The following is a 26,902-nucleotide window of genomic DNA, read 5'->3' on the forward strand; positions in this document are numbered from 1 at the left end:
CTATTGATGGGCGTTGACCGTACGCCCCTTTGCCCAATCACGCAGCGCGGCCAGCTTTTCCCGCATCACCACGGACAGGGGCCGCGTCTTCATCAACTCACCCAACAGCAGCTGCTGTGACACGCTCTGCTCCAGCGCCCGCGCCGTGTAACGGGCCGAGATGATCGCCTGCTCTATCTCGGCGCCGGAAAACCCCTGACTGGCCTGTGACAGCTTGGCCAGATCAAAGTTAAGCGGGTCCAACTGACGACGCTGCAGATGGATCAGGAAGATCGCCTGGCGCACGCTGTCGTCTGGCAGATCCACAAAGAAGATCTCATCCATCCTGCCCTTACGCATCAGCTCCGGTGGCAAGGCGCTGATATCGTTGGCTGTGGCCACCAGAAACACCTCAGATTTACGCTCGGCCATCCAGGTGAGCAGCGCGCCGAGTATCCGCTTAGAGGTGCCATCATCGCTGCTGCCGCTGCTGAGCCCCTTCTCTATCTCGTCTATCCACAAGACACAGGGGGCCATGAGGTCGGCCAGTGCCAGGGCGTTGCGCAGATTCTTCTCTGTCTCGCCGATATACTTGTTATACAGCGCCGACATATCCAGACGCAGCAGGGGCCGCTGCCACATGCCCGCCACCGCCTTGGCCGCCAGGCTCTTGCCGCTGCCCTGTACCCCCAGCAGCAGAATCCCTTTGGGATGATCGACCCGACCCTCAGCACTCGATGCAGGGCTACGCTGAGACAGCCATTTCTTCAGGTTATGCAAGCCAGCCACCTGAGAGAAGTCGCTGGTGTCATATTCGAACTGTAATACCCCTTCCATATCCAGCAGCTTAAACTTGCCCTGGTTGATCCTGTCCACGTCCGAGTGGGTGATCGCCCCGTCGTCCACTATCGCCTTGTGGGCCAGGCGGCGGGCATCGTCGAAGGTCAGCCCCCTGAGGTTCTCCGCCAGCTTGAGCACCGCATCTTCATCGACGCTCTGCAGCAAGCCATCGGCACGGGCCCTGTCTATCTGCTCATAGATGAGGTTCTGCAGCTGCGCGGTATCTGGCAGCGAGATGGAGAAATGGGCGCAGTAGCGTTTTATCTCGGGCGGAATATCGAAGGCATGACTCACCAGGACTATGGTATGTTTCAGCGCCTCATACTCCAGCGCGATCTCCTTGAGCAGGCGCACATTCTTGGGGGCGTTGTCGACGAAGGGATGAAAGTCACACAACACATAGATCCCCTGCTGACTGCTAGACTTAATCTGCCCCAGGATCTCGGTGGGATCTGTGTTGAACTTCTGGGTCCCCATCTTCACATCGGCGCGGGTAAGGCCTTGAGTGATACTCCAGGTGAATAGCGGCTGATACAAGATGGTCGACACCCGCTTTAGCAGCTCAATTACCCGGTACTCTTCATAGGTTTCGATCACCACTATGGGGGTGTTTGAGCGCAGGACGGCGGTGAGGTCCCTGATATCTTGCATAATCATCCTTAAAAAAATAGTGGGTAGCCAGGCGCTATACTCGCTTAGTCGGCCTGGGACAGCATCAGCTATTGATACCCCACAAGCCGGGTAAATTCAATCTCATCGGTATCTGATGGCACAATTCGCCCCCGGACTGATCCCGAGACGAGTTACTGGCGTACAGACAGATCGACATGGCAAAATGTCTCTAAGCGTTTCAATTCAGGCTATAGTCCTAGCACGCCCTTGTCGCCAAGTTAGTGCGTAGTTAATCTATTTGTTCGTAATCTAAAGGTGTCCAGATGTTTGGTTTTAATCGAAAAAAAGCGCTAATCCCACAGGATAAGGACTATCAGGCCCTGTGTGACGATAGTCAGATGCTTAGGGCGATTCGCCAGAGCGCGCCTTTTATCGAGTTCACCATAGAGGGGAAAATATTATCGGCCAATCAGCAGTTTCTCTCCGCCATCGGCTATAGACTCGAAGAGATACAGGGTCAACACCATAGGCTGCTCTGCAGCCCGTCACTGGCAAGCAGCGCCGCCTATCGCACCTTCTGGCAAAACCTCGCCAGGGGCGAGGCCAATCACGGCACCTTTCAGCGCCAACACAAGGATGGCTCACCAATCTGGATAGAGGCCACCTATGTGCCGGTTGCCGACGACACGGGGCGCATCACTAAGGTGGTCAAGATCGCCAGCGACGTTACCCAGGAGAAACAGCAGGCAGAGCGACAAGAAGCGATATTCGATGCCTTAAATAAGTCTCTTGCTTATATCGAGTTTACCCCGCAAGGGGAGATCATCAACGCCAACGCCAACTTTTGTAGCGCCATGGGCTACTCGCTCGAGCAATTAAAGGGGCAACACCACCGCCTCTTCTGCACCGAGGCCTTCATGCGCCAGCACCCCGACTTCTGGGCCGATCTCGCCAAGGGGCGTTTTCAGTCCGGCCTGTTTGAGCGCGTCACCAGACATGGGCAAGCCATCTGGTTAGAGGCCACCTATAACCCGGTATTCGATGATACAGGCCGGGTCGTGCGGGTAGTGAAACTGGCCAGCGACATAACCCCGCGCATCTTGCATCAGCAAGCGGTACAGGAGGCGTCACAACTCGCACACCAAAGCGCAGTAGAAACCGTAGAGATCACCGGCCAGGGGGCGAGCACCCTGAGCACCGCCACCAGCCTGGCCAATGAGATCGATGGTGCGGTAGCCGATGCCACAAGGCTGATGGGCGAACTGGCGCAGCAGTCGCAGCAGATCAGCCAGATAGTGCACACTATCGCCAAGGTAGCGGATCAGACTAACCTGCTGGCGCTGAACGCCGCCATCGAGGCGGCCCGCGCCGGCGAACAGGGCCGTGGTTTCGCCGTAGTTGCTGACGAGGTACGTAACCTAGCGGCCAACACCTCCAATGCCACCCAGGATATCGAGCGCATCGTCGCCCGCAACAGCGAGCTGACCCAAGTGTCTGAGCAGGGGATGCAATCGATTCAGCAGAAGGTCTCCCTCTCCAATCAACAGCTGGCGGCCACCCAGGCGTTGATCGACGAGATCCGCCGCGGGGCGCAGCAGGTAGCAGATACGGTCAATGGCCTGGTCAGCAAAGACTAATCTCTTATGATTTACATTGAATAGACAGCTAAGCCCAAGAAAACAAAGCGCCAGTAACAAAGCACCAGTAAAACAAAAGGCCCACCATGGGGCCTTTTAATGACGATTTAGAATCTAGCAAGTAAGGGTTAGTGGAACAGGTAGTTCAACCAGCCCTGCATCCGCAGTAACACCTTACGCATCACAGCCACATGGGAGAAATGCTCGGTATAGACGGCCGCCTGACCCGAGACCCCAGCAGGGAAATTACGTTTCGCCTCGTGATCATCGAGCTCTATCAAGACGATGGCACGCCCCCTGGGCAGCAGCGCCATGGAAGAGATGAGCGAACCCTGAGACTGAAACTCGCCCTCGGCCATGGCAGGCAACACCTTGGCCACCCGCCCCTTAAACACCTGACCCGGCGCGGCGTCCAAGATCATCTCGGCTTCATCCCCCTCCTTGAGTCGCAACAGAGAGTTTTGCCAGAAGGCGCCGGCAAAGTAGCGATCCTCATCGGGAATAAAGCTCACCAGAGAGCGCAGCGGCATAGGCACGGCAATCACCCCGGGGCGCAGTGCCATCTGAGTCACTATGCCATCGGCAGGTGCCCGCACCACTGTGTGCTCGAGATCGTACAGCGCCTTATCCAGCTCGGCCCGAATCCCGGCCACCTTGGTATTGACGCCATCGACGTTGGATTCATAGGCGAGCCTGACTCTCAGCTCCTCGGATCGCGCCGCGGTGAGCTGCGCCTCTGAGGCCATGTAGAGTTGACGTTTGTTATCCAGCTCAAGCTCGGTGAAGGGCGAATTGGCTCCGCCGCGCTTACGCCCCTTCTCATACCGCTCGAACGCCGACTTGGTGCGGTCTCTGTCCGCCGTGGCGCGCTCCACGCTGGCCTGCGCCGTCTGCCAGGCAGCCTCCAACTGAGGCACCTCAAGCTCGGCCGCCGCCAGGGCCGCGCGTTTTTGCATCACCACCGCCTCAAAGGGGGCGGGATCGATACGAAACAGCACATCCCCCTTCTTCAGGGGCACATTGGGTTTCGCCTCGACACTGGTCACCAGGCCGCGCACCGCAGGGTTAATGGGCACGGTCGCAAACACCTGGCGGGCATAGGGGGTATAGGGATGGTTGTAGTTCATCAAGAGCACCAGGGCGCCGACGATCACTATGCCGCCGAGGATCGCCGTAGGCACTGTCCATTTATTGAGCGGGATCTTAAAGGTCTTAAAGATGGCGATGCAGATGGCGGTATAGGTCAGAATGAGTAGCAGATCCATCTTATGACTCCTTCTCTTGATCGTTGGACGGCGTTTCGACCACATGCAGGGCCTTTTGTCCGCCTTCGATAGCTGTGAGTCGCTGCTCAAGCTGGACTATGGTCTGATTGAGCTGTTTCACCTCATCTTCAAGTGCCAGCTCGCGCTCGACCACCTTGTTGAAACCCCAGCCCCTGTCCTCGCGATACAGGGTCGCCCAGATCCACAGGAAGGGCCAGATGGCATGCAGGGTAAACAGGCTCACCCAGCCGGCAACATGCAGGGCATCTTGCTGCGGATGATTACGCTTCTTGGCTATCTCATAGGGAATGTCGTGGATGACGATCACCCCATAAAACAGGAAAACGGCGACAAAGATGATGACGCCTAACGCAAAGTAATCCAGAAACACGGCTCTCTCCTTACTCTTACTTAATCCATTTAACAGGCGGCGCACCACCCCATTGAAACTGGCGCAAACGAGCGAATCTCGCAACATTAACTTAACTATACTAGTCATAAATTGCTGATATTTCTTTTCTAATTCGCGTCAGAATCTTGATCGAGTACACACTTGTCGGCGCAAAGGGTCTGCTTATTCCAGTGGACGGGGTAAGATGATCGCCAAATAACCTAAGTTGGGCAAACGACCCACTCAAGATAAAAAGGTACCCACACCATGATAGGCACACCCTATTCACGCGGCGCGCTGCGCGCCATGCTGCTTGGCTGCGGCGAACTCGGCAAAGAAGTTGCCATCGAACTACAACGTCTTGGCGTCGAAGTGATAGGCGTCGACCGCTATCCCAACGCCCCGGCGATGCAGGTCAGTCACAGATTTCACGTGATCAACATGCTGGACGGCGAGGCCCTGCGCGCCATCATAGAGCAAGAACAACCTCACCTGGTGATTCCCGAGATCGAAGCCATCGCCACCCAGACTCTGGTTGAGATGGAGGCCCAAGGCCTTAGGGTGATCCCAACGGCCAAGGCCGCCCAGCTCACCATGGATCGCGAGGGCATACGCCGCCTGGCCGCCGAGACGCTGGGGCTACCCTCCTCGCCCTATTTCTTCTGCGACACCCAGGCAGAATTTGAGCAGGCGGTCGCAGACATAGGACTGCCCTGTGTCGTCAAACCTGTGATGAGCTCGTCGGGTAAGGGCCAGAGCATCATACGTAGCGAGGAGCAGATCCTCGCGGCATGGCGTTATGCCCAGGAAGGTGGCCGCGCCGGTGGCGGCCGGGTGATCGTCGAAGGCTTCGTGCCCTTCGACTATGAGATCACCCTGCTCACCGTCAGCGCCGTCAATGGCATCCACTTCTGCGACCCCATCGGCCACCGTCAGGAAGATGGTGACTACCGCGAGTCCTGGCAACCCCAGGCCATGTCTGATGCCGTACTCGCCAAGGCGCAGGAGATTGGCCGCAAGGTGGTCGAGGCGCTGGGCGGCTATGGGCTGTTCGGCGTCGAGCTGTTTATCAAGGGAGAGGAGGTCTACTTCTCTGAGGTGTCACCTCGCCCCCACGATACCGGCCTGGTGACGCTTATCAGCCAAGATCTGTCTGAGTTCGCCCTGCATGTGCGCGCCATCTTAGGCCTGCCGATCGCCAACATAGTGCAGCACGGTCCATCGGCCTCGGCGGTGATCCTGGCAGAAGGCCGCAGCCACAACATAGGCTATCAGGGGATGGCACAGGCACTCGTTGAGCCCAACACCCAGCTGCGCCTGTTCGGCAAGCCAGATATCGACGGTCGCCGCCGTCTCGGCGTCGGCCTGGCCCGTGGCAACACCGTCGATGAGGCGATCGACAAGGCGCTTAACGTGGCTAAACAGGTCGAGGTGATTCTGGATTAATCCGGCAAAGCGATGACAAAAAGGGCGCCTCTTCTCAAGGATCAGGCGCCCTTTGTTTATCTCGTTAACCCCCCTACCATAGCTAATTCACCAGGTTCACCGGCTGACCCGCCAGATAGCCCTTGAGGTTATCTATGGCTATCGTCAGCAGTTGCTGGCGCGCCTCCCTGGTCGCCCAGGAATTATGCGGACTGATGCTGATATGAGGCGCGCTCAGCAGCGGATTGTCAGCCTGTGGTGGCTCGCTAGAGAGCACATCCACCCCGGCGGCGGCAATCTTCCCCTGCGCCAGGGCATCGGCTAGGGCCTGCTCATCCACCAAACCGCCTCTGGCCGTGTTGATTAAGATGGCATTTGCCTTCATGGCACTGAGCCGCTCTCGATTAATCAACTTCTCGGTGTCCGACGTTAGCGGACAGTGCAGTGAGATGATATCGGCGCAGGCAAAGAGCGCCTCACGCTCGCACCAGCAGACCCCTTCAGGAAGGTCGTGCTTAATAGAAGGCGTGTTGACCAGCACCCGCATCTGAAACGCCTTCGCAATAGTGGCCACCTGCCGACCTATGTCGCCAAACCCCACCAGCCCCAGCGTCTTGCCCTTGAGGGATTGTAGCTGTGCCAGGGTAAAGCAGAAATCTGGCGCCTGAGACCAGGCACCGGCCACCACGGCGTTGTGATGGTCCGACAAACGCTGGGTGTGATGAAGAATATGGGCAAACACCATCTGGGCCACCGCATCCGGGCCATAGCCTGGCACATTGGTCACCTTGATCCCAAGCTCGCTGGCGGCGTTGAGGTCCACCACGTTGGTACCTGTGGCGAGCACGCCGATATACTCAAGATCTGGCAGTGCGCTGAGCGCATCGGCGTCGAGCACTGTCTTATTGGTTAGCAGCACCTGCGCCCCCTGAGCGCGATCCAGGAGTTCGGCCGGGGAGGTTCTGCCATAGCAGTGAAACTCGCCCAGCGCCGCGAGGGGCTGCCAGTCGAGATCGCCAGGGTTGAGGGTGTAACCATCGAGTACCACTATCTTCATTTAAGACTGCTCTCTTATGGGTTAAAAGGTGTATTTAAATCCAGCGTTCACCTGGCCCTGCCACATGATATCGGCGCGGATATTCCAGATACAGCGGTTGGCATCACAAAACAGCGCATTGTCGCTGTTGATAAAGGTGGCGTAGCCGCGGCCATCGGCAAACAGGCTGAAGTTGTCGCCGAGCAGGTACTCCACCCCGCCCCCTATTCCCATGGAGAAGCGTGACTCGTCGGAGAAATCCCCCGACGGGCGCATCTGTGTCATGCCGACACTGACGGTAACATAGGGACGCAGATTGCCCTTGGGGAAATAGAGCGAGCCGCCCAGGTGGACGTAATCCAGCTCAAGCTTTGCCAAACGGTTGGGGTTGAACATGCCCGAGGCATGCATATCTGTGCTCTGGTGGCTGTAGAGCAGGTAGACATCGCCGGGATCCCGGGTCTTCATCCCCAATATGATGCCATAGTGGCTGGAATCCTTGATGCTGATGTTACCCTGGGTATTGGTGTCTATATCAGTGGCATCGAGGTCACTGGCGCCGAAGCTATAACCACCGAAGGGTGCGACGAAGATATCCGACTCTGCCCAAACAGACTGGGCCCAGAAAGACTGGGCCGCCATCCATGCTAAGAGTCCTGTCAATAAGGTCAGCCTTGTTCGCTTCATCGCCCTCTCCTTTGTTAGATAATCATCTCATGGCGCGGTCTTGCTTTACCCTGTCGTAGGCGGCCTGAATATCCTGCGCCTTCTGTTTGGCCAGCTCCATCATCTCGGCGGGTAACCCCTTGGCAACCAGCTTGTCGGGGTGATGCTCGTTCATCAACTTACGGTAGGCACGTTTCACCTGCTGATCCGAGGCCTGCTCATCCAGACCCAACACCTCGTAGGCATCCTTGATGGAGGTCTGCTGGCGACCATGGCGCTGGAAGTTCACTTCCGCCTGCCAGCGCTTGAGCAGCTCGTCGAGTTGCTCGCGGCTAAAGCCCAGCTCCTGCGCCACGGTTAAGAGTATGGCATGTTCTTTGGCATCTAGCTTGGCGTCCGACAGGGCGGTTTGGATCTGGATCTCCAGAAACATCTGCAGCAGCTCCCGCCGCCCCATGGAGATCAATCTGAAGGTACGCAGCGACGCCTTAAGATCGAAATCGGCGGCCTTGCCCTGGGTAAAGGCCGCCTGGGCCTCGCGGCGGGCATCGCCACTCAGACGCATCTGGTCCATCAGCGCCGTTGCCAAGCGAATATCATGTTCTGTCACCTGACCCGAGGCCTTGGCCACGTGGCCCATCACAGCAAAGGCGGTATTGAAGAACAGCGCCTGACGATCGCTGCCCTTGCCCATCAACTTTTCCACCTCGCCGCGCTTCTTGTCATAGAGGTGGCCAAGCCAGAGGCCGATGAGTCCACCTATGATGCGGCCAAACATGAAACCTATGGCAAAACCGAAAAACTTACCCCAAATTTTCATCTAACAACCCTTCATCTAACAACCTGAGTCTTTGATAATGCTGGATCTGTATGTGAGAATGCAGTCCTTAGCTCGGCGTCCAGTGACTTAAGCCTTTCCAGCGTGCCCACGTCGCACCAGAGGTGAGGATAATGCTCGCCGCCGATCAGCCCCTGCTGCATCTTGGCTCTTAACATAGGCGCCAGGCCAAAGCGGCCACTAGGGGCACCGTCGAAGAAACGCGGATGATAGATGGCCATGCCGGAAAAAGTCAGCTTAGGCTCATCCTCATCATTCACCTTGCCATCCCTCAGGGCAAAATCGCCCTCTGGATGCTGCTTAGGGTTATCCACTAGCCAGAGATAGGCCTCCTGCTCCCTCATCAGCTCGGCAATCTTCGCCCTATCGAGCGCGGCATCCAGCGCCAGCCCCTTAACCATTGGCAAGCTGTGGATATAGACATCACCATTGAGCACCAGAAAAGGCTCATCCCCAAGCAGAGGCAAGGCCTGCTTGATACCGCCGCCAGTCTCGAGCGCCTCTGTCTCTGGGCTGTAGCTGATGCTAACGCCCCAGGCGCTGCCATCGCCAAGGCTGGCCTCGAGCTTGTGGCCCAGCCAGGCGTGGTTAATCACTATCTCTGTGATGCCAAGGGCTGCGAGACGCTCTATGTGATAGACGATGAGCGGCTTGCCCGCGACTTCTGCCAGCGGTTTAGGCAGGGTGTCGGTCAGGGGGCGCAGGCGCTCACCGCGACCGGCGGCGAGTATCATGGCCTTCATCGCAGCGCCTCCGTTTTATTTGTCAGCTGCGACAGCTTGTCGCTCGTCATCTGCGGCATCACCTCACGCCTTAACCAGGCAACAAACTCGGCAAACTCAGGATATTGCGCCCCTATGTCACATACATAATTCAGGGTCAGCGGAATATCTTTAAGGTAGCCCGGCTTGGCGTCGCGATAGTTGAGGCGGCAGAAAATCCCCGCGGCCTTGAGATGGCGCTGCATCCCCATAAGATCGAACCAGCGGCGATACTGGCTCAAGTTCACCTCATCGCCTATGCGGCCCAGAACGCGCATCTGATTATAGTGCTGCTCGAGTAAAGGCTCGACCACGTCGTGCGGCCAGCGCACATAACAGTCGCGCAGCAAGGAGACGGCGTCATAGGTGATGGGACCTAATACAGCATCTTGAAAATCGATCACCGCCAGCACGCCATCACATAGCATGAGATTGCGGCTGTGATAGTCCCTGTGCATGCCCACCTTGGGCTGCTGGGCGACGTTATCGATAAGCAGGTCGAAACATTTATCGATTATCTGCCGAGTCTGGCTGTCGAGGCTCAGCTTAAGATGACGTTCGAGCAGCCACTCGACGAAAATATTCAGCTCACGCAGCACGAAGGCGTCATCATAATCGGGCAAGGGCTGCCCCGCCGCCGAAGTGATGGTCTGTAGCTTATCCAGCAATCCAAGTGCCTTGCCATAATAGTGACCGACATTGTCTAGGTTTAGCACCTCCAGCAGCTGGGTATCGCCGAGATCCGAGAGCAACAGAAAACCTTGAGACAGATCGGCGGCCTTAACCTCAGGCGCCAGTATGCCATGGTCATGATAGGCGTTTGCGAGGGCGATAAAAGGGGCGACGGGCACCAGATCCGGCGGCGAGTCCATGGCGATAAACGTCTGGTTTGAAAACTGGACACGATAGTAGCGGCGAAAACTGGCGTCACCGGAAATTAAGGCGACTCGCGCCTCATCGCCTAAAGTTCGCGCTATCCATGAATTAAGGGCAAGAAATCTTGGATCTGACAAGGGCACCTCATGGCTCTTAGAAGAAAATTGCTTTATTATAAAGCAAAATAGAAACAGCAATTAAGATGATTCTATCTCTTTTGCTAAGTTGCTTCCCAAGGGGGATGCAACTATTCTCACCGATAACTTGTCTAGACTAAGAAATCACAAAAACGATAAAAGATGCATATCCGTTACTTATTGGCATTGGCGCTACTCCCGCAGCTAGTCTTGGCAGACGAATCGGAAACCACTCCCGCGCCCGGTGCCCAGTGTCTGGTGCTCCCGCCTGTTCCTATTCCTGAGCCCAGCACAGACGAACGTCCCCTAGATCTGCAGCAGATTAAGATCGTTTCCGACTCATCGGCAGCTAAGATGGGGGACAAGGCCAGTTTCCAGGGAGATGTGACCTTCAGCCAAGGCGGCCGCCATATTGCCGCCGACAGCGCGGTACTGGATCAGGCTAACGAGCGCCTGGATGCCAATGGCAACCTGGTGTTCCAGGACAATATGTTTACCGTCACGGCCGACTCACTCAGCGCCGAGATGCGCAGCAACAGCGCCCAACTTAAGGGTGCCCAATATTGGCTCCACGGTCAGCAGATCCACGGTGAAGCGGAAAACCTGGAGATCACCCAAGACAACAACCTGCACCTGTCGAACACCAACTTCACGACCTGTCCGCCAGGCGATAGCTCCTGGCTGCTTGAGGCCGAGACCATCAAGATAGACAGCAGCGAAGAGTGGGGCGAGCTTTGGGATGCCAAGCTCAAGATAGGCGATGTGCCCGTCTTCTATCTGCCCTACATGACAATTCCCGTGTCGGAGAAGCGTAAGTCAGGCTTCCTGTTCCCCTATTTCAGCACCAGCACCACCAATGGTGTCGAGGTAGCGACACCCTACTACTGGAACATAGCGCCAGAATATGATCTCACCTTTACTCCGCACTATATGTCGGCCCGCGGCCTGTTCCTCAAGTCGGAATTTCGCTATCTCGCCGGTGAGGCCCAGCAGGGGCAGTTGAATGTAGAATACCTGAGCAATGACGATCTGGTGCCTAACCGCGCCGACCGTTACCTCTACCACTGGGAGCATCAGGGGGCCATCGCCGACAACTGGCGGGTGCTAGCCAACTTTACCGATGTGTCGGACAACAACTACTTCAACGATCTGCCCTCCGACGTGCTGCGCGCCACCGACAACCAGCTCTCTCGCATAGGCGAAATTGCTTATTTCGAAGATAACTGGGACATGTCAGCCCGGGTGCAGGATATCAAGGTATTGGGTGAAGAAGAGTCTCCCTATCAGGTGATGCCGCAGATAGGCTTTAACTATCGCGCCCCAGGTTTCTGGCAAGGCTTGGACTTCAACCTCATGGGGGAAGCCAGCAACTTCCGTCATAAGGAAGACCAGTATGCCACCGCCAGCCGTCTGCACTTCGAGCCCAGTGTCTCACTACCGATCCACGGGCCGGCCGGATCGCTGACCAGTGAGCTTAAGCTGCTGCAGACCAACTATTGGCAGGACACCAAGAACTACACAGGCACTGAGCCGCTGGACAGCTCGGTGAGCCGTACCCTGCCCCAGGTGCGTATCCACGGTCAGATTAACTTCGAGCGTTTCACCGACTACTTCGATGCCAACTACCGTCAGACCCTGGAGCCACAGTTCCAGTATCTGTATGTCGGCTATGAGGACCAGTCCAACATCGGCATCTATGACACTGCGCTGCTGCAGGAAGACTACTACGGCCTCTTCAGGGATCGCCGCTTCTCGGGTCTGGACCGTATCGCCGACGCCAACCAGATGACACTGGGTTTAACCACCCGCCTGTTTGACGACCATAATCTTGAGCGCTTCAAGTTCAGTCTGGGTCAAATCTACTACTTCGAAGACAGCAAGGTTGGCATTACAGATCCTTCACGTCCCAACGAGATCTTTAAGCAGGAAAATACCTCAAACTCAGTGCTGGCGGCGGAGCTCAACACTCAGCTCTACAGCGATTGGTTCTTGAGCGGCGCCATTCAATATGACACCAAAAACAGGAACAACAAGAAGAGTGAGGTCACCCTGGATTTCCGCCCTGGGGTCAACAAGCTGTTGCAGCTCAGCTACCGTTATGTGCCCGATTTAGTTAACAGCAACACCAACGAATCTGTTAATGTGTCGCAAACCGGCTTGCGTACGGCTTGGCCGATCAATGACAACTGGTATATCGTGGGCAACTGGTATTACGATCTCAATGAGAAGCGTAGCGTCGAGACCTACACAGGATTTCAATACGAATCTTGTTGCTGGGCGGTGCGCTTAAGTTATCATTACCGCATTAAAACCAACTATGTTGACAACCTGGATCCCACGTTCAACGACAGGGAGCTGTTCGAAAGCGGCTTCTACCTGAACTTTGTGATCAAGGGATTAGGTGGCTCCGGCCCGCTTGGGGTATCGGACATGCTTAACGATGGCCTGTTTAACTATCGCAAGCCGCTCTACCTGAAAAACTAGTTTTGATATTTTAATCGGCTTTGCGCTGAACCTAGATACGGACTTGTAGTCCAATCTGAATAGTCGAATTAGATACTCGGTCGACACCTGTGTCGACCGACCTGAATATGCCAAGGATTTTTGTGGATGAAACCCTGTAAACAACTGATTTTTGCTTTACTTACATTGGCGATGAGCCACGGCGCGATGGCCGAGAACTTGCCCCTGGATAGGGTGACGGTTCAGATCAACGAAGGCATAGTGCTGGAAAGCGAAATCGTCAACATGTTGAAGACAGTCAAAGCCAACGCAAAAGCCGCCGGCCAGTCATTACCTTCTGACAAGGCGCTGCGCACTCAGGTGATCGAGCGTCTGATCGTGACCCGTCTGCAGCTACAGATGGCCGACCGCATCGGCCTGCACATCGGCGACCTGCAGCTGGACCAGACAATCGAAAACATCGCCAAGGAGCAGAAGATGACTCCTGAGATGATGCGCGAAAAGGTCGAGGCCGAAGGCATGAGCTGGAGCCAGTACCGCGAGCAACTGCGCGAAGAGATCACCCTGGGCGAGATCCAGCGTATTCAGGTACAGCGTCGTATCCAGGTCTCTCCACAGGAGATCAACAGCCTGGTTAAGCTAATCGAAGAGCAAGGGATGCAGCAGGTGGAGTACCAGATCGGTCATATCCTGATCGAGGTGCCCAACAGCCCTAACAGCGAACAACTTGAGGCCGCCAGCAGCCGTGCCAACGCCGTACTCAAGCGCCTACAAGACAATGCCGACTTCAAACAGACCGCCATTGCCTCCTCTTCAGGCCCTAAGGCGCTGGAAGGTGGTATCTGGGATTACATGAACGTCAATGAGATGCCAACCCTGTTCGCCGAGCTTTTAGTCGGCGCCAAGACGGGTGACATCATAGGCCCCGTGCGCAGCGGCGCCGGTTTCCACATCATCAAGGTGATGGATGCCCGCGGCCTGCAGACCAAAGAAATTGACGAAGTACGTTCACGCCATATACTGATCAAGCCGTCACCTATCCTGTCGGAAGAGCGTGCCAAGGCGATGCTCGACAAGTTTGCGGCCCAGCTAAGAAGCGGCGAAGCAGACTTTGCCACCCTGGCCCGTCAATACAGCGAAGATCCAGGTTCGGCGGCCAAGGGTGGCGAACTCGGCTGGGCAGATCCTACCGTCTATGTACCAGCCTTCGCACAAACATTGGGCGCACTGAAGATCAACGAGATCAGTGAGCCATTCCGCTCTAGCCACGGCTGGCATATAGTGCAGCTGGAGGAGAGACGTAAGACGGATGCGACAGATAAATTTAACACTAATCGGGCGCACCAGCTCATCTTCCGCCGCAAGTTTAATGAAGAATTACAAAACTGGCTGGATGAAATGCGAGCAGAGGCTTACATTGAAGTATTCGATGCCGATTTCAATCGAGGTTAATCATATTGACGACTAAACGCATCGCCATCACACCGGGAGAACCTGCCGGTGTGGGCCCAGACTTAGTCATTCAACTTGCTCAGCGCGCTTGGCCCGCTGAGCTTGTTGTTTGTGCCGACCCCACATTGCTGACCAGTCGCGCCAAGCAGATCGGCTTGCCGATCCAGCTGCGACCCTTCCAGCCCAATCAGGCACCTAAGCCACAGGAAGCCGGTACCCTGACTATCGTGCCCTTCCCGCTGGTCAACGATGCCGTGTGCGGTAAACTCGATGAACAGAACAGCAGCTATGTGATCGACACCCTGGCCTATGCAGGTGAGAAGAACATGAATGGCGAGTTCGACGCCGTGGTGACAGGCCCTGTCCACAAAGGGATCATCAACCAAGCGGGTATCCCCTTCAGCGGTCATACCGAGTTCTTTGCCCACCAGGCCAACTGCCAGGATGTGGTGATGCTGCTCGCGGCGCCTGGCCTGCAGGTGGCGCTGGTCACCACTCATATTCCGCTGGCCTATGTGTCTAAGGCGATCACCCGTGACCGACTGCATCAGATCATCAAGATCTTGCACACAGATCTGGTCACCAAGTTTGCTCTGAATAATCCTAAGATCTATGTCTGTGGCCTCAACCCCCATGCGGGTGAAGATGGCCACCTGGGCCGCGAAGAGATCGATGTGATCATTCCCGCGCTCAACGAGCTGCGCGAGCAAAATATGAATATCGTCGGGCCACTGCCCGCCGACACCCTGTTCCAGCCAAAGTATCTGGAAGATGCCGACGTGATCCTCGCCATGTATCACGATCAGGGACTGCCGGTACTCAAGTCCCAAGGCTTTGGTAGCTCGGTCAATATCACCCTAGGCCTGCCCTATATCCGTACCTCGGTCGACCATGGTACGGCACTGGAGCTGGCCGGCACAGGCAAGGCCGACATCGGCAGTTTTGTCTGCGCGCTAAACAAGGCTATCGAACTAGCCACCAAGAATGAGTCACTTAAAGAGTAGTAATGAGTAATAAAGTACATTTAGGCCACACGGCGAGAAAACGTTTCGGACAAAACTTTTTGACCGACAGCAATGTGATCAACCGTATCGTCGGCGCCATCTCGCCCGATAACGATCACGTGATGGTCGAGATTGGCCCAGGCCTGGCGGCGCTTACCGAGCCGGTAGCCGAAAGCATCGACAAGCTGACCGTGGTCGAGCTAGATAAAGATCTGGTTGAGCGTCTGCAGACACATCCGTTCCTCAAGGACAAGCTGGAGATCCACCAGGGCGACGCGCTGAAATTCGACTTCATGCAGCTGGTCGAAGAAGGCAAGCAGATGAAGGTGTTTGGTAACCTGCCTTACAACATCTCTACGCCGCTGATGTTCCACCTGTTTGAGTTTGCAGAGCATATCGAGAATATGCACTTCATGCTGCAAAAAGAGGTGGTACTGAGACTCTCTGCCGCACCCGGTACCAAGGCCTATGGCCGTTTGACCGTGATGGCACAATATTTCTGTCAGGTAATGCCGGTACTCGAAGTGCCACCAGGCTGCTTCACACCGCCGCCAAAGGTCGACTCTGCCGTGGTGAGACTCGTGCCCTACAAAGAGAAGCCCTACCCCTGCAAAGATGTGGATCTGTTGAGACACCTGTGTACTACCGCCTTTAACATGCGTCGTAAGACACTGCGTAACAACCTCAAGCAGTTGTTAAATGATGACGACTTCAGCGCGCTGGGCATTGATGCCAGCATGCGCCCTGAGCAGATCACAGTGCAGCAATATGTCGCCATGGCCAACCATCTGGTCGATAAACGCCAAGCCTAACCGTGACGGAGGCGCAAGTCGCGCCTCCCACCCGTTAACCTTTAGGGATCCGAATGAAACAACTCGAATCCTCAATCAGGATTGAGGTCAAAACCGACTATATAGAAGAGCAATCTTCGCCCGAAGAAGAGAGATACCTGTTCAGCTACACCATCACCATCATCAACTTAGGGGATGAAGCCGTCACCCTGAAGAGCCGCATGTGGTGCATTACAGACGCCAATGGCCATGAGAGTAAGGTTGAAGGCGCAGGTGTGGTTGGCGAGACCCCCACCATCAAACCTAATACCGCCTATCAGTACACCAGCGGTACGGTATGCGAGACGCCCTTTGCCGTCATGCAGGGCTACTATGTGATGGTGACCGAACAGGGTGAGACCTTCAAGGCACCCATCGCCCCCTTCCGTCTAGCGGCCCCCGGCCTGCTGCATTAATTCGACACAGCGAGCCGAGAGCATCTATGGCAACATACTTCGTGGGCGACATTCAGGGCTGTTTCGATGAGCTCCAGGCCCTGCTGGCCAAGGTGGACTTTAACCCTTCAAAAGATGAGCTCTGGGTGGTCGGCGACATGGTGGCCAGGGGCTCCCAATCCCTGGAGACGCTGCGTTACCTCAAGGGGCTTGAGGGCTCGGTAAAACCCGTCCTGGGCAATCACGACCTGCACCTGATGGCGCTGCACGGCAAGGTGAAACGGGTCAATCCCAAGGATAACCTGGGCGCCCTGTTGGCGGCGCCGGATCTCAACCAGCTCATCGATTGGCTCAGGCTACAGCCACTGGCCCGAGAACATAAAGCCCATTCGGTTTTGATGGCCCACGCCGGCATTCCGCCCCAGTGGGATGTTAAAACCGCCCTCAAGGAGTCGCGCAAGGTACAGGAGGCGCTGGCAAGAGATGACTATATCGAGCGCCTCATCGCCAAGATGTACACCAACGCCGTCAGCGAGTGGTCTCCCGAGACCAAGGGACTCAAGCGCCTTGTCTATACCATCAACGCGCTCACCCGAATGCGCTTTCTCCATGCCGATGGTCGATTAAACTTCGATTGTAAGCTACCGCCAGCGAAAGGCGAGAAGCAAGGCTTGATCCCCTGGTTTAAACAACCAGGCCGGGCCATGAAAGGCCATACTTTGGTCTTTGGCCATTGGGCGGCCTTGATGGGAGAGGTGAACCAGTCTGGGCTGCAGGCGCTGGATACCGGATGCTGCTGGGGACAATATTTAACCCTCTGGCATCTTGAATCGAATCAAAAAATTACCCAAAATAAGTTAAAAAAGAGTTAAACTAGCCCTTAGCTTGGCCGATAAAAAAATAAGCGGAAATCACCGCCCTGCCCTGAGAATATGTTATGTAATTAGGGATATAACAACAAAAACCGGAGTGCCCTATGAAATTGAATGTCGCCACTCGAGTCATCGGTGGATTTAGTGTCGTCACCTTACTGCTTATCGTCTTAGGTGTGGCGTCCCTAGTCACCAACGACAACATCAAGAGCAGCACCCTCGTTTTGCAAGACCTGAGCCTTCCCGCCCTGAAAAGCAGCAATGGCCTAACACAAAATCTTGCACTACAGGAAAAACAGCTACTGGTGGCCTTCCATAGCAAGCAATCCAAAGAGCTGCCTCAGGTTCGCAGCCAATTCACCAGCCTCAGCAAAGGCTTTATCACAGAGCTGGATCAACTCAATCGCATCATTCAGGGCCACGAGGATAATCTTGGCGGCCAGATCAAGTCACTCAGAGCCAACTACCAGTCGTTCAACGACAACAGCCTCAAGATGATGCAGGCAAGAGAGCAGTCGCTGCAGACTCAGGAGTCTTTGGTCGACAACCTGGAAAATCTCGAAGCCGCCGCCGATGATACCGCATCACTACTACTGGACCTTATCGATCTGGAGACGAGCGAAGATCCCACAGAGCGTGAAATTGCCGCCACGGCCAGTAACATAGACAACAGCTTCAGCAACCTGATCACCAGCAGTTATGACCTGGTCAATGCCAAGGAGAAATCCAAGTACGAGACCATTCTCAAGGAACTGGACTACATCATCAGCGAAGCGCAAAACAAGCTGGAGTATGTAAGCCGTCACTGGGAAGGCGTCATCGACCAAGAGATGTTGGACAATATCAACGCTGAGGCTGGCAAGGTATTTACCATGCTCAACGGGCCGGACTCGATTCTTAAGCGCAAGGGTCAGCAGCTGGATTTTAACCTGCAGGCCAGTCAACTGCTTAATACCGTCGAATCCAACGCCACCGCCGTTAACCAGAGCATGGGCAGCCTGAACAAGGCGATCGAGTCCACCTCGCAAGCCGTAAGCGTCAAGGCGATCGACGAGATCGACAGCGCCAGCTATAAGACCCTAGCACTGGTCCTGATCGCCATCGTCGTCGCCGTGCTGGTGAGTATCGCAGTGATCCGCCCACTTAAGAACTCACTCGATAAGGTCAACAACGCCCTCAATATCCTGGCCTCGGGTAACCTGACTCATAAGCTGGACGACAGCGGCCACGACGAATTTGCCGAGCTGTCGCGCAACTGTAACCGACTGGTAGACAGCCTGCGTACCCTTATCCAAGGGATCCTGGACCGCTCTAACCAACTGGCTGCCGCCGCCGAAGAGACGTCGGCCATTACGGCGCAGACCACAGCAGGCATTCAAGAGCAGAAGAACCAGGTCGATCAGGTGGCAACCGCCACGACCCAGCTCAGCTCAAGCGCCATGCAGGTAAGCACCAGTGCCGACGAGGCCCTGAACCAGATCAGGCAAGCCGATGAAGAGGCGCAGCATATGCGTGCCATCGCCGATGAGAATAAGCGCACCATACTGGCGCTGGCCGACGAAGTCGCCAAAGCGGGACAGGTGATCAACAAGGTTCACTCAGACAGCGCCTCTATCGGCTCGATATTGGATGTGATCCGTGGCATCGCCGAACAGACCAACCTGCTGGCGCTGAACGCCGCCATCGAGGCCGCCAGAGCCGGTGAACAGGGCCGAGGCTTTGCCGTGGTAGCCGACGAGGTTCGCAGCCTGGCATCACGCACTCAAGACTCAACCCAAGAGATCCAGCAGATGATTCAGGTGCTGCAACAGGGTACCCAGGAAGCCGTTTCCGTGATGGAGCTGGGTCGTCAACAGGCTAGCAGCTGTGTCGAGAAGACAGAGCAGGCCAACGTCGCCTTGGAGAGCATCAGCAACGCTGTGCACTATGCCCATGACTCAGGTACTCATATTGCCAATGCGGCCCAGGAGCAGAATTTGGTGAGCCAGCAGGTATCTGAGAAGCTAGAGCATATCGCAGCGATCTCCGAAGAGACGGCCACAGGCGCCGATCAGACGGCACAATCTAGCCATCAGGTGGCCCAGCTTGCCGAAGAGCTCCAGGCCTCTGTGGGCGAGTTTAAGGTGTAAAAGCTAAAAACAAAGTTAAAGACATAGTAACGCCTTTAAACAGATGTAAAAATCCACCTGCATAGCAGGTGGCTTTGCTTTTGAGGCACCCTATAAGGGTGCCTTTGGATGTTATGAAAGCTCAAGTTGTTGCTGACGTTCTGCATCTTCTTTAGCTTTTCTATCCTGATGCTTTACGTATCTTCTAATTATCTCTTCGTTGGCACCAACTGAATCTACAAAATATCCTCTCTGCCAGAAATGGTTACCCCATAACTTCTTCTTTCGTAAGTATGGAAATTTATTAAATAACCTTATCGCCGTACGACCTTTCAAAGTCCCCATTAGCTCTGAAACACTCAAGCTTGGAGGAGTTCTTACCACAAGATGTACGTGATCTACTTGAACATTCAATTCCACAACAGAACATTTCTTCATGCTACAAAACACATAAATACTTCGATAAAGCTCCTTGCCAACATTTCCTCTCAAAATCTTATATCTATACTTCGGGGTCCACACAATGTGATACTGGCAACGATAGAAAACGTGAGAAGCGGATTCATATCTGCTCATGCTATTTACTCCTTTTATTTGCTGGTAACAAACAACTGTGAGTATCTAGCATGAGCACTCTACGGGCATAGCCCAGAAGGAACGATCACCACCTCCATAGGAGGTGGTTTCAGATTGCCAACAAAAAAACCGGACTTAAGGTCCGGTTTTTTTAATGCTTACTCGAAGCGTTCTGGCAGATTAGTTGCCAGCAAGACGTTCCTTGATTGCCGCCGTAATTGGGCTACCGCCGTGACCATTACCCTCGGCCCACTCGACGACGGTCAGACCATCGGCTTCCTTGACGCTCAACTCTTCGGTAGAGAGGCGCTTGCTCATGAACTCACCCACATCGTTGGCGCCGCTGATCATGGCGAAACGCAGCAGGCTGTTGCCATCACAGGCCACCCCTTCGTACACGTTACGTAGCTTAACGCGCGCTTCTTTTAATTTCTTACGTAAACGGTTTTTATCGTCTGCCTGAACATAGTTACAGATGTTGGCAACGAGTTGATCGTTGGCTTTAACTGGCGCTGGAACAGTATAAACAGAGGCTGCAATCACCACAGCTAACGTAGTCGGTAAAAAACGCATCGGGTACTCCTATAATATTTATTATTTTTTTCAGTAAGCTATCACTAAAGTGATGCCTAAAGACAACTCGGGGTAACACCATAAGTTAACATTTTTTTGCCAAATTGATAAAGCGATATTCCAAACCTTTATCATTTATGTGAGATTCACTGTCGAGCAGCTGCCAACTGCCATCATCCCACTCCGGGAAATGGGTATCGCCCTCGACTTCGAGATTGATCTCGGTCAGATACAGGCGATCCGCCTGAGGTAATAGCTCGGCATAAAGCTGGCCACCGCCAATCACCACCAACTCCTCACAGCCCTGCACCACTTCCTTGGCTTGTTCGAATGAAGTCACGCAGGTCACGCCCTCGATAACCAGATCTTTTTGTCGACTCACCACCAGGTTGTGGCGCCCAGGTAGGGGTCTACCGATGGATTCGAAGGTCTTACGGCCCATGACCACAGGCTTACCTAGGGTCATCTGTTTAAAGTGGCGCAGGTCTTCGGGCAGATGCCAGGGCATCTGATTATCTTTGCCGATAACCCGGTTATTTGCCATCGCGGCAATCATAGCTATTTTCATGGGCTCTCCAACGGTCTTGTGCCGTCTGTAGGGTTAAGAATTAGATCACTGGGCGGGTACGAAAATAAAGCAGACTGGGCATGGCGAGTCCGACAGATAACGCCCCTAAGATGAAGATGGTCTTCAAGCCATTGCTGATCACCTCTGCGGTCAACTCGGGGCTTACCTCAGACTGGGCAGACAGCTGCACCAAGGCGATCACTGTGTTGTAGGCATAGGTTCCCGGGATCATGGGGATGATCGCCGCTACGGCGTACATCAGCGGCGGTGCCAGATGTTTCTTGGCAAAGCCTATGGTTAACACCCCGACCAAGGCCGCCGCGGCAAAGGTACACCACTCTATCGGCATACCGAAATGCAGCAGCAAGGTGCGCAGGCTGTGACCGAGGGCGCCAGCCAGGGCGCAGTAAGGCAAGAAGCGTTTGGGCACATTGAACACCATGGCGAACCCCACCGCAGGAACAGCCGAGAAGGCCGCATCGTTTAGCAGCTTGAGCAGCAGTTCCATCATAGGAAAAGTCCTCCCAGTTGCATGGCGATGGTGATCCCTATGACGGATGAGACGGTCAACAGGGTGGCGTGTCCCCAACGGGAGATCCCCACGTTAAGGTGCCCCTTCACCATATCCGAGATCGCATTGATCATGGGAAAACCCGGCACCAACATCAGCACGCTGGCGGCCATCGGCAGCTTAGGGGTATCGGTCAGTTGCAGGTGATAGCCCATCTGCGCCACCAAGGTGGTAATAAAGGCGGTCACGGCAAAATTCACCAGCAGGTTGAAATGATGCTTGGCGATGGCCAGACGCACCGACATGCCCACTGATGCCGCCAGTATGGTGATCAATACCGCCATGGTATCGCCACCAAATAAGTGACAGAAGCTGCCACAGGATAGGCCGATCATGGGCACCAGATAGCGCCTCGGATAGCTCTTTGGCTGGATCCGCGAGACACGTTTACGCACCTCGTTGAGGCCGTAGATCCCCTTCTCGGTCAACAGACAGATGCGCTGCAGCTCGCAGATGATGGTCATATTGATGCCATGCTCGCGAATGCGCCGGGTAGTGGTGATACAGCGACCGTGCACCAGGCTGGTCAGCACCAGGGAATTAGAGGAGATGGAGATCTCGACACTGGCGAGACCTAATGCCTGACCCAGGCGCTGACTGATCTCTTCGACGAGGTCGGACTCAGCACCATAGGCCAGTAAGAGTTGAGCAACCCGGACAACCTGCCGGGTAATATCATTTTGAGTATCGGCGTACACAATTCTCTCAGAATGAAAGGGGTAACTTAATAAACTTACCTTTGATAGATGATTTCGACATCATAGTCATCATCATCGAAGTCGTCGTCGAAGTCATCATCATAGTCTTCGTTGACCACTTCCTGGGTCTTCTGATGATAGTTGTCCCACTTAAACTCGACCTCGGCATCGGGATCTTCCTCGACCTCTGGTGGCAGAGCATCGATAAAGTCCATCAGCTTGAGCGCCAGTTCCTGCGTGCCTTCGCGGTTGTAGGCCGAAATACAGTAGACATCGCCCTGCCAATCCAGCTCTTTGACGATGCGATCGACGCGCTCTTGCAGCTCCTCTTCGAGCAGCAGGTCAGTCTTGTTGAACACCAACCAACGTGGCTTGCTGGCCAGTAGCGGCGAGTGCTTCTCTAGCTCACCCACTATGGCGCGGGCGCTGTCGACGGGATCGCTGCCATCGATAGGCTCGATATCCAGGATATGCAGCAGCACACGGCAACGCTCGAGGTGCTTAAGGAAGCGAATACCCAGGCCAGCCCCTTCGGCGGCGCCTTCGATCAGACCGGGAATATCGGCGATCACAAAGCTTTGGCCATGTCTTGGTGTCACAACCCCTAGGTTAGGCACAAGAGTGGTAAATGGATAATCGGCGACCTTGGGCTTGGCACGAGACACTGAGCGAATAAAGGTCGATTTACCTGCGTTAGGCATACCCAGCAGACCCACATCCGCCAACAGCATCAGCTCGAGTCTCAGGCTACGCACCTCACCCGGCGTCCCTAATGTCTTCTGACGCGGTGCGCGGTTGGTGCTGCTCTTAAAGCGAGTGTTACCCAGGCCATGGAAGCCACCTTTAGCTACCAACAGCTTCTGACCATGGGTCTTGAGATCCCCAAGGGCTTCCTGGGTCTCTTCATCGACGGCGCGGGTCCCGACTGGCACCTTAAGAATAAGATCTTTACCGCCATGACCGGTACAGTCGCGACCACGACCATTCTCGCCACGCTCGGCAAAATGGAAACGCTCGAAACGGTAATCGATCAGGGTGTTGAGGTTTTCATCGGCCTGCAGATAAACACTGCCACCGTCACCACCGTCACCACCATCTGGGCCGCCATCGGGCACATACTTCTCGCGTCGAAAACTAACGCAACCACTACCGCCATCACCAGCTTCGACTCTGATCACGGCTTCATCGACAAACTTCATACCAACTCCAGGCGCCAAACAATAGACCGATTATACTGCCTATCGAAACTTACCGCCAAAAAACAATGATGCAACTGCCCCAGCACACAAGCGGCAGAGACAATATTGGACTGGTGCTGGAGCGATATACAGGCTCTTTCACCAGTAATGATTCTTCATAAACAATAAAGCCCCACCAGAGGCAGGGCTTTAGAAACTAGCTTGGGTAGCTAAGTATTAAGCTTCGATGCTAATGAACTTGCGGTTCTTAGGACCTTTAACTTCGAACTTAACTTTACCGTCAGTTAGTGCAAATAGAGTATGGTCACGACCGATACCTACGTTAACACCTGCGTGGAACTTAGTACCACGTTGACGAACGATGATGTTACCAGCTAGAACTGATTCACCACCGAAACGCTTAACACCAAGACGTTTGCTTTCTGAATCGCGGCCGTTACGAGTAGAACCGCCAGCTTTTTTATGTGCCATTAGTTAGACCCCTTATTAAGCGTTGATAGCTGTAATTTTAACTTCGGTGAACCACTGACGGTGGCCCATCTTCTTGTCGTGGTGCTTACGACGGCGGAACTTAACGATAGTTACCTTCTCGCCACGGCCATGGCTGATCACTTCAGCTACAACCTTACCACCTTCAACTAAAGGTGCACCAACGTGTACAGTTTCACCATCTGCAACCAAAAGAACTTGGTCGAATTCGATAGTTTCGCCTGTAGCAACTTCTAATTTTTCTAGACGTACAGTATGGCCTTCAGCAACACGGTGTTGCTTACCACCACTTTGAAAAACAGCGTACATAGCTATTTTACTCCGATATTTCTAGCACGCAGACCCTTTTTGTTTGGCTGGGTGCTATAAAAGCTTTAATGACAATGGTCGCGGAGTTTACGCTAAGTTCGCCTGGCTGACAAGTCCTAATTCACTTTGATCAAAAAAAGATCGGAATTACTCGCACAATACTCTTCTGCTACTGTCAGGCGAGGCATTTTTAGGTAGAATCCAATAATTATAACATTTTCGCCTTAATTTGGGCTGTCTGAATTACCTCGCAACCCTAAAAGTAGAGCCATTATATGGATTTGAATGCCATTCGTCAGCTGGCAGACGCTGATATGAAAGCCGTCGACCAACTTATCTATAAGCAGTTGGAATCGGATGTCGCCCTTATTAATCAACTCGGATTCTACATCATCAATGGCGGCGGCAAACGCATGCGCCCGTTGCTCTCTATCTTGGCCGCCCGCGCCATCGCCTATGAAGGTGAAGCACATCTTAAACTGGCGGCAATCGTTGAGTTTATCCATACCGCTTCTCTGCTACACGACGACGTGGTCGATGAATCTATGCTTAGGCGCGGCCGGGAAACCGCCAACGCCCTGTTTGGTAATAGCGCCAGCGTATTGGTAGGTGACTTCCTCTATACCCGCTCTTTCCAGATGATGACAGAGCTTAAGAGCATGGAGGTGCTTGAAGTGCTCGCCGATGCCACCAACGTACTGGCAGAAGGCGAAGTATTGCAGCTAATGAACTGTAACGACCCAGACACCAGTGAAGAAAGCTACATGCGGGTGATCTACTGCAAGACGGCGAAACTATTTGAAGCCGCCACCCGTCTGGCAGGCGTGCTGGCCGATAGCAGCATAGAAGTGCAGACTGCACTGGCCGACTATGGCAAGTATCTGGGCACCGCCTTCCAACTCACCGACGACCTACTGGATTATACGGCCGATACCGAGGCCCTGGGTAAGAACATAGGCGACGACCTGGCCGAGGGTAAGCCTACCCTGCCGCTTATCTACGCCATCGCCAACGGCAACGAGCTGGAGCGTCAATTGATTCGCGATGCGATCGAGAAAGGCGACGGCACTGAGCATATCGATACCATATTAAATGCCCTTAAGCAGTGTGGCGCCCTGGACTACACAGAGAAACGCGCTCAGGAAGAAGCAGAGAAGGCGATACGCGCATTAGATCTAATTCCCAATAGCGACTATAAGCAGGCCCTGATATCGCTGGCGAGAATCGCCGTGGCGCGCGATCACTAAGTCGCAGACGATTAGCTCCTAATCAGTCTTTCGCCCCTCGATGTCAAGATAAAAGTTACCCATAAAAAAATGGAGCCAATCGGCTCCATTTTTATTTAAGGACTAACTAGAGGCTTAGCCCTATTTTACGAAGTCGACACCCAGTACGATATCGGCTTTAAGCGTGTCTAGCATAGCATCACGTGCGTTAGCTTCGAACTCGCTAACCTCACCATAGGCAAGTACCTGCTCGATACCGTTCTTACCCAGTAGTACAGGTTGCGCGAAGAAGTCAGCATGCTCGCTGCCACCATCGACATAGGCACACTCAACAACGTTAGCGTCGCCCTGTAGGCCGCGAACCAGTGACAGACCGAAACGACATGCCGCCTGACCCATAGACAGAGTCGCGCTACCGCCACCCGCCTTAGCTTCAACCACTTCAGTACCTGCGTTCTGGATACGAGTCGTCAGTGCAGCCACTTCTTCATCAGAGAAGCTTACGCCTTCGACTTGAGACAGAAGTGGCAGAATAGTCACGCCGCTGTGTCCACCGATAACATTCACTTTAACGTCGGCAACGTTCAGACCCTTCGCTTCGGCAACGAAAGTTTCAGAACGGATAACGTCAAGGGTAGTCACACCGAACAGACGGTTCTTGTCATATACACCAGCAGCTTTCAGTACTTCTGCAGCGATAGCGACAGTAGTGTTAACTGGGTTAGTGATGATACCGATCAGCGCCTTAGGGCAAGTTGCGGCACACTTCTCAACCAGGTTTCTTACGATACCCGCGTTGATGTTGAATAGATCTGAACGATCCATGCCTGGCTTACGTGCAACACCGGCAGAGATCAGTACCACGTCGGCACCTTCCAGCGCTGGCGTTGGATCTTCACCCGCAAAACCCTTAACTTCTACAGCAGTCGGGATGTGGCTTAGGTCAACGGCAACACCAGGAGTGACTGGCGCAATATCATAAAGGGATAGTTTTGAACCGGCAGGCAGTTGAGTTTTGAGTAGTAGGGCAAGAGCCTGGCCAATACCACCGGCGGCACCAAGTACAGCAACTTTCATAGTTATCTCCGTTAATTCTTGGATATTAT

Annotated in this window: 27 protein-coding genes; 10 read left to right on the top strand and 17 right to left on the bottom strand. The window is 54.4% G+C overall.

The genetic code is table 11. The features are described from left to right. On the bottom strand, window positions 1-1,470 hold the full coding sequence (locus K0H81_RS15610; protein ID WP_220058916.1) for an AAA family ATPase: 1,470 nt from the start codon (window positions 1,468-1,470) through the stop codon (window positions 1-3). A gap of 284 nt (window positions 1,471-1,754) precedes the next feature. Between K0H81_RS15610 and K0H81_RS20305 the strand changes: the two genes are divergently transcribed. Continuing rightward, window positions 1,755-3,068, top strand: a complete 1,314-nt coding sequence (locus K0H81_RS20305; protein ID WP_220058917.1) for a methyl-accepting chemotaxis protein — start codon at window positions 1,755-1,757, stop codon at window positions 3,066-3,068. A 128-nt stretch (window positions 3,069-3,196) separates the two neighbouring features. Here K0H81_RS20305 and K0H81_RS15620 read toward each other — a convergent pair whose 3' ends face one another. Together K0H81_RS15620 and K0H81_RS15625 are read right to left on the bottom strand one after the other, a co-directional pair. Continuing rightward, entirely contained in the window at window positions 3,197-4,333 is a 1,137-nt protein-coding gene (locus K0H81_RS15620; protein ID WP_220058918.1) for an HlyD family secretion protein, read from the bottom strand. 1 nt (window position 4,334) lies between these two features. Beyond that, window positions 4,335-4,724: a DUF3302 domain-containing protein gene (locus K0H81_RS15625; RefSeq protein ID WP_144200860.1), complete on the bottom strand. Its 390-nt coding sequence runs from the start codon at window positions 4,722-4,724 to the stop codon at window positions 4,335-4,337. 267 nt (window positions 4,725-4,991) lie between these two features. Here K0H81_RS15625 and purT point away from each other — a divergent pair, with 267 nt between their 5' ends. Then, window positions 4,992-6,170 (top strand): formate-dependent phosphoribosylglycinamide formyltransferase, encoded by a 1,179-nt coding sequence (gene purT / locus K0H81_RS15630; protein ID WP_220058919.1) that lies wholly within the window; start codon window positions 4,992-4,994, stop codon window positions 6,168-6,170. 82 nt (window positions 6,171-6,252) lie between these two features. Here purT and K0H81_RS15635 read toward each other — a convergent pair whose 3' ends face one another. From K0H81_RS15635 to K0H81_RS15655, 5 genes are read right to left on the bottom strand one after another with little or no spacing between them, the layout of a single operon-like run. Next, window positions 6,253-7,206 carry a D-2-hydroxyacid dehydrogenase gene (locus tag K0H81_RS15635; RefSeq protein WP_220058920.1) on the bottom strand — a complete coding sequence of 318 codons (954 nt, stop codon included), beginning with the start codon at window positions 7,204-7,206 and terminating at the stop codon, window positions 6,253-6,255. A 21-nt stretch (window positions 7,207-7,227) separates the two neighbouring features. Then, the gene (locus tag K0H81_RS15640; protein WP_220058921.1) at window positions 7,228-7,872 is read right to left on the bottom strand and encodes an outer membrane beta-barrel protein; all 645 of its coding nucleotides are present in this window, start codon (window positions 7,870-7,872) and stop codon (window positions 7,228-7,230) included. 22 nt (window positions 7,873-7,894) lie between these two features. Continuing rightward, window positions 7,895-8,671 carry a co-chaperone DjlA gene (gene djlA, locus K0H81_RS15645; RefSeq protein ID WP_144200853.1) on the bottom strand — a complete coding sequence of 259 codons (777 nt, stop codon included), beginning with the start codon at window positions 8,669-8,671 and terminating at the stop codon, window positions 7,895-7,897. Between the two features lie 11 nt (window positions 8,672-8,682). After that, on the bottom strand, window positions 8,683-9,432 hold the full coding sequence (gene murU / locus K0H81_RS15650) for an N-acetylmuramate alpha-1-phosphate uridylyltransferase MurU (protein ID WP_220058922.1): 750 nt from the start codon (window positions 9,430-9,432) through the stop codon (window positions 8,683-8,685). Beyond that, window positions 9,429-10,469: an aminoglycoside phosphotransferase family protein gene (locus K0H81_RS15655; protein ID WP_220058923.1), complete on the bottom strand. Its 1,041-nt coding sequence runs from the start codon at window positions 10,467-10,469 to the stop codon at window positions 9,429-9,431. The genes murU and K0H81_RS15655 overlap by 4 nt, the downstream gene beginning before the upstream one ends. A 156-nt stretch (window positions 10,470-10,625) precedes the next feature. On the opposite strand from K0H81_RS15655, the gene lptD reads away from it, so the two are divergent. The 7 genes from lptD to K0H81_RS15690 all read left to right on the top strand — a co-directional run bounded on the left by lptD (window position 10,626) and on the right by K0H81_RS15690 (window position 19,608). After that, a complete protein-coding gene (gene lptD, locus K0H81_RS15660; protein ID WP_144200847.1) occupies window positions 10,626-12,947 on the top strand; it encodes an LPS assembly protein LptD in 2,322 nt (773 codons plus the stop codon). 126 nt (window positions 12,948-13,073) lie between these two features. Continuing rightward, window positions 13,074-14,378 carry a peptidylprolyl isomerase SurA gene (gene surA, locus K0H81_RS15665; protein WP_220058924.1) on the top strand — a complete coding sequence of 435 codons (1,305 nt, stop codon included), beginning with the start codon at window positions 13,074-13,076 and terminating at the stop codon, window positions 14,376-14,378. 5 nt (window positions 14,379-14,383) lie between these two features. Further along, complete coding sequence (pdxA, locus tag K0H81_RS15670) at window positions 14,384-15,382, top strand: 4-hydroxythreonine-4-phosphate dehydrogenase PdxA (protein WP_220058925.1); 999 nt, start codon at window positions 14,384-14,386, stop codon at window positions 15,380-15,382. Window positions 15,383-15,384: 2 nt separating this feature from the next. After that, the gene (rsmA, locus tag K0H81_RS15675) at window positions 15,385-16,194 is read left to right on the top strand and encodes a 16S rRNA (adenine(1518)-N(6)/adenine(1519)-N(6))-dimethyltransferase RsmA (RefSeq protein ID WP_144200841.1); all 810 of its coding nucleotides are present in this window, start codon (window positions 15,385-15,387) and stop codon (window positions 16,192-16,194) included. A 53-nt stretch (window positions 16,195-16,247) separates the two neighbouring features. After that, window positions 16,248-16,628: a Co2+/Mg2+ efflux protein ApaG gene (gene apaG / locus K0H81_RS15680; protein WP_011864684.1), complete on the top strand. Its 381-nt coding sequence runs from the start codon at window positions 16,248-16,250 to the stop codon at window positions 16,626-16,628. A 26-nt stretch (window positions 16,629-16,654) separates the two neighbouring features. Continuing rightward, a complete protein-coding gene (locus tag K0H81_RS15685; protein ID WP_220058926.1) occupies window positions 16,655-17,479 on the top strand; it encodes a symmetrical bis(5'-nucleosyl)-tetraphosphatase in 825 nt (274 codons plus the stop codon). 104 nt (window positions 17,480-17,583) lie between these two features. Further along, window positions 17,584-19,608: a methyl-accepting chemotaxis protein gene (locus K0H81_RS15690; protein ID WP_144200837.1), complete on the top strand. Its 2,025-nt coding sequence runs from the start codon at window positions 17,584-17,586 to the stop codon at window positions 19,606-19,608. A gap of 111 nt (window positions 19,609-19,719) precedes the next feature. On the opposite strand, the gene tnpA is transcribed toward K0H81_RS15690, so the two are convergent. The 8 genes from tnpA to rplU all read right to left on the bottom strand — a co-directional run bounded on the left by tnpA (window position 19,720) and on the right by rplU (window position 24,570). Next, entirely contained in the window at window positions 19,720-20,163 is a 444-nt protein-coding gene (gene tnpA, locus K0H81_RS15695; protein WP_220058927.1) for an IS200/IS605 family transposase, read from the bottom strand. Window positions 20,164-20,343: 180 nt separating this feature from the next. Beyond that, window positions 20,344-20,736, bottom strand: a complete 393-nt coding sequence (locus K0H81_RS15700; RefSeq protein WP_144200835.1) for a DUF3718 domain-containing protein — start codon at window positions 20,734-20,736, stop codon at window positions 20,344-20,346. An 85-nt stretch (window positions 20,737-20,821) separates the two neighbouring features. Beyond that, the gene (gene folA / locus K0H81_RS15705) at window positions 20,822-21,304 is read right to left on the bottom strand and encodes a type 3 dihydrofolate reductase (RefSeq protein ID WP_220058928.1); all 483 of its coding nucleotides are present in this window, start codon (window positions 21,302-21,304) and stop codon (window positions 20,822-20,824) included. Between the two features lie 40 nt (window positions 21,305-21,344). After that, window positions 21,345-21,815: a threonine/serine exporter family protein gene (locus K0H81_RS15710; RefSeq protein ID WP_011864679.1), complete on the bottom strand. Its 471-nt coding sequence runs from the start codon at window positions 21,813-21,815 to the stop codon at window positions 21,345-21,347. After that, entirely contained in the window at window positions 21,812-22,573 is a 762-nt protein-coding gene (locus tag K0H81_RS15715; protein ID WP_144200831.1) for a threonine/serine exporter family protein, read from the bottom strand. The genes K0H81_RS15710 and K0H81_RS15715 overlap by 4 nt, the downstream gene beginning before the upstream one ends. A gap of 35 nt (window positions 22,574-22,608) precedes the next feature. Continuing rightward, the gene (cgtA, locus tag K0H81_RS15720) at window positions 22,609-23,772 is read right to left on the bottom strand and encodes an Obg family GTPase CgtA (protein ID WP_011864677.1); all 1,164 of its coding nucleotides are present in this window, start codon (window positions 23,770-23,772) and stop codon (window positions 22,609-22,611) included. Between the two features lie 216 nt (window positions 23,773-23,988). After that, window positions 23,989-24,243 carry a 50S ribosomal protein L27 gene (rpmA, locus tag K0H81_RS15725; protein ID WP_011864676.1) on the bottom strand — a complete coding sequence of 85 codons (255 nt, stop codon included), beginning with the start codon at window positions 24,241-24,243 and terminating at the stop codon, window positions 23,989-23,991. Between the two features lie 15 nt (window positions 24,244-24,258). Beyond that, window positions 24,259-24,570: a 50S ribosomal protein L21 gene (rplU, locus tag K0H81_RS15730; protein ID WP_011864675.1), complete on the bottom strand. Its 312-nt coding sequence runs from the start codon at window positions 24,568-24,570 to the stop codon at window positions 24,259-24,261. Window positions 24,571-24,845: 275 nt separating this feature from the next. On the opposite strand from rplU, the gene ispB reads away from it, so the two are divergent. Next, window positions 24,846-25,817 (top strand): octaprenyl diphosphate synthase, encoded by a 972-nt coding sequence (ispB, locus tag K0H81_RS15735; RefSeq protein ID WP_220058929.1) that lies wholly within the window; start codon window positions 24,846-24,848, stop codon window positions 25,815-25,817. Between the two features lie 120 nt (window positions 25,818-25,937). On the opposite strand, the gene mdh is transcribed toward ispB, so the two are convergent. Beyond that, window positions 25,938-26,873, bottom strand: coding sequence for a malate dehydrogenase (mdh, locus tag K0H81_RS15740; RefSeq protein ID WP_220058930.1), 936 nt, complete (start codon window positions 26,871-26,873; stop codon window positions 25,938-25,940). Window positions 26,874-26,902: the final 29 nt, after the last annotated feature.

Source organism: Shewanella halotolerans, assembly GCF_019457535.1.
GTDB classification, from domain to species: domain Bacteria; phylum Pseudomonadota; class Gammaproteobacteria; order Enterobacterales; family Shewanellaceae; genus Shewanella; species Shewanella halotolerans.

Coding starts and splice junctions, on each gene's coding strand:
- K0H81_RS15610 (WP_220058916.1), bottom strand. CDS start 1,470: ATGCAAGATATCAGGGACCTCACCGCCGTCCTGCGCTCAAACACCCCC.
- K0H81_RS20305 (WP_220058917.1), top strand. CDS start 1,755: ATGTTTGGTTTTAATCGAAAAAAAGCGCTAATCCCACAGGATAAGGAC.
- K0H81_RS15620 (WP_220058918.1), bottom strand. CDS start 4,333: ATGGATCTGCTACTCATTCTGACCTATACCGCCATCTGCATCGCCATC.
- purT (WP_220058919.1), top strand. CDS start 4,992: ATGATAGGCACACCCTATTCACGCGGCGCGCTGCGCGCCATGCTGCTT.
- K0H81_RS15635 (WP_220058920.1), bottom strand. CDS start 7,206: ATGAAGATAGTGGTACTCGATGGTTACACCCTCAACCCTGGCGATCTC.
- K0H81_RS15640 (WP_220058921.1), bottom strand. CDS start 7,872: ATGAAGCGAACAAGGCTGACCTTATTGACAGGACTCTTAGCATGGATG.
- djlA (WP_144200853.1), bottom strand. CDS start 8,671: ATGAAAATTTGGGGTAAGTTTTTCGGTTTTGCCATAGGTTTCATGTTT.
- murU (WP_220058922.1), bottom strand. CDS start 9,432: ATGAAGGCCATGATACTCGCCGCCGGTCGCGGTGAGCGCCTGCGCCCC.
- lptD (WP_144200847.1), top strand. CDS start 10,626: ATGCATATCCGTTACTTATTGGCATTGGCGCTACTCCCGCAGCTAGTC.
- surA (WP_220058924.1), top strand. CDS start 13,074: ATGAAACCCTGTAAACAACTGATTTTTGCTTTACTTACATTGGCGATG.
- rsmA (WP_144200841.1), top strand. CDS start 15,385: ATGAGTAATAAAGTACATTTAGGCCACACGGCGAGAAAACGTTTCGGA.
- apaG (WP_011864684.1), top strand. CDS start 16,248: ATGAAACAACTCGAATCCTCAATCAGGATTGAGGTCAAAACCGACTAT.
- K0H81_RS15685 (WP_220058926.1), top strand. CDS start 16,655: ATGGCAACATACTTCGTGGGCGACATTCAGGGCTGTTTCGATGAGCTC.
- K0H81_RS15690 (WP_144200837.1), top strand. CDS start 17,584: ATGAAATTGAATGTCGCCACTCGAGTCATCGGTGGATTTAGTGTCGTC.
- tnpA (WP_220058927.1), bottom strand. CDS start 20,163: ATGAGCAGATATGAATCCGCTTCTCACGTTTTCTATCGTTGCCAGTAT.
- K0H81_RS15700 (WP_144200835.1), bottom strand. CDS start 20,736: ATGCGTTTTTTACCGACTACGTTAGCTGTGGTGATTGCAGCCTCTGTT.
- folA (WP_220058928.1), bottom strand. CDS start 21,304: ATGAAAATAGCTATGATTGCCGCGATGGCAAATAACCGGGTTATCGGC.
- K0H81_RS15710 (WP_011864679.1), bottom strand. CDS start 21,815: ATGATGGAACTGCTGCTCAAGCTGCTAAACGATGCGGCCTTCTCGGCT.
- cgtA (WP_011864677.1), bottom strand. CDS start 23,772: ATGAAGTTTGTCGATGAAGCCGTGATCAGAGTCGAAGCTGGTGATGGC.
- rpmA (WP_011864676.1), bottom strand. CDS start 24,243: ATGGCACATAAAAAAGCTGGCGGTTCTACTCGTAACGGCCGCGATTCA.
- rplU (WP_011864675.1), bottom strand. CDS start 24,570: ATGTACGCTGTTTTTCAAAGTGGTGGTAAGCAACACCGTGTTGCTGAA.
- ispB (WP_220058929.1), top strand. CDS start 24,846: ATGGATTTGAATGCCATTCGTCAGCTGGCAGACGCTGATATGAAAGCC.
- mdh (WP_220058930.1), bottom strand. CDS start 26,873: ATGAAAGTTGCTGTACTTGGTGCCGCCGGTGGTATTGGCCAGGCTCTT.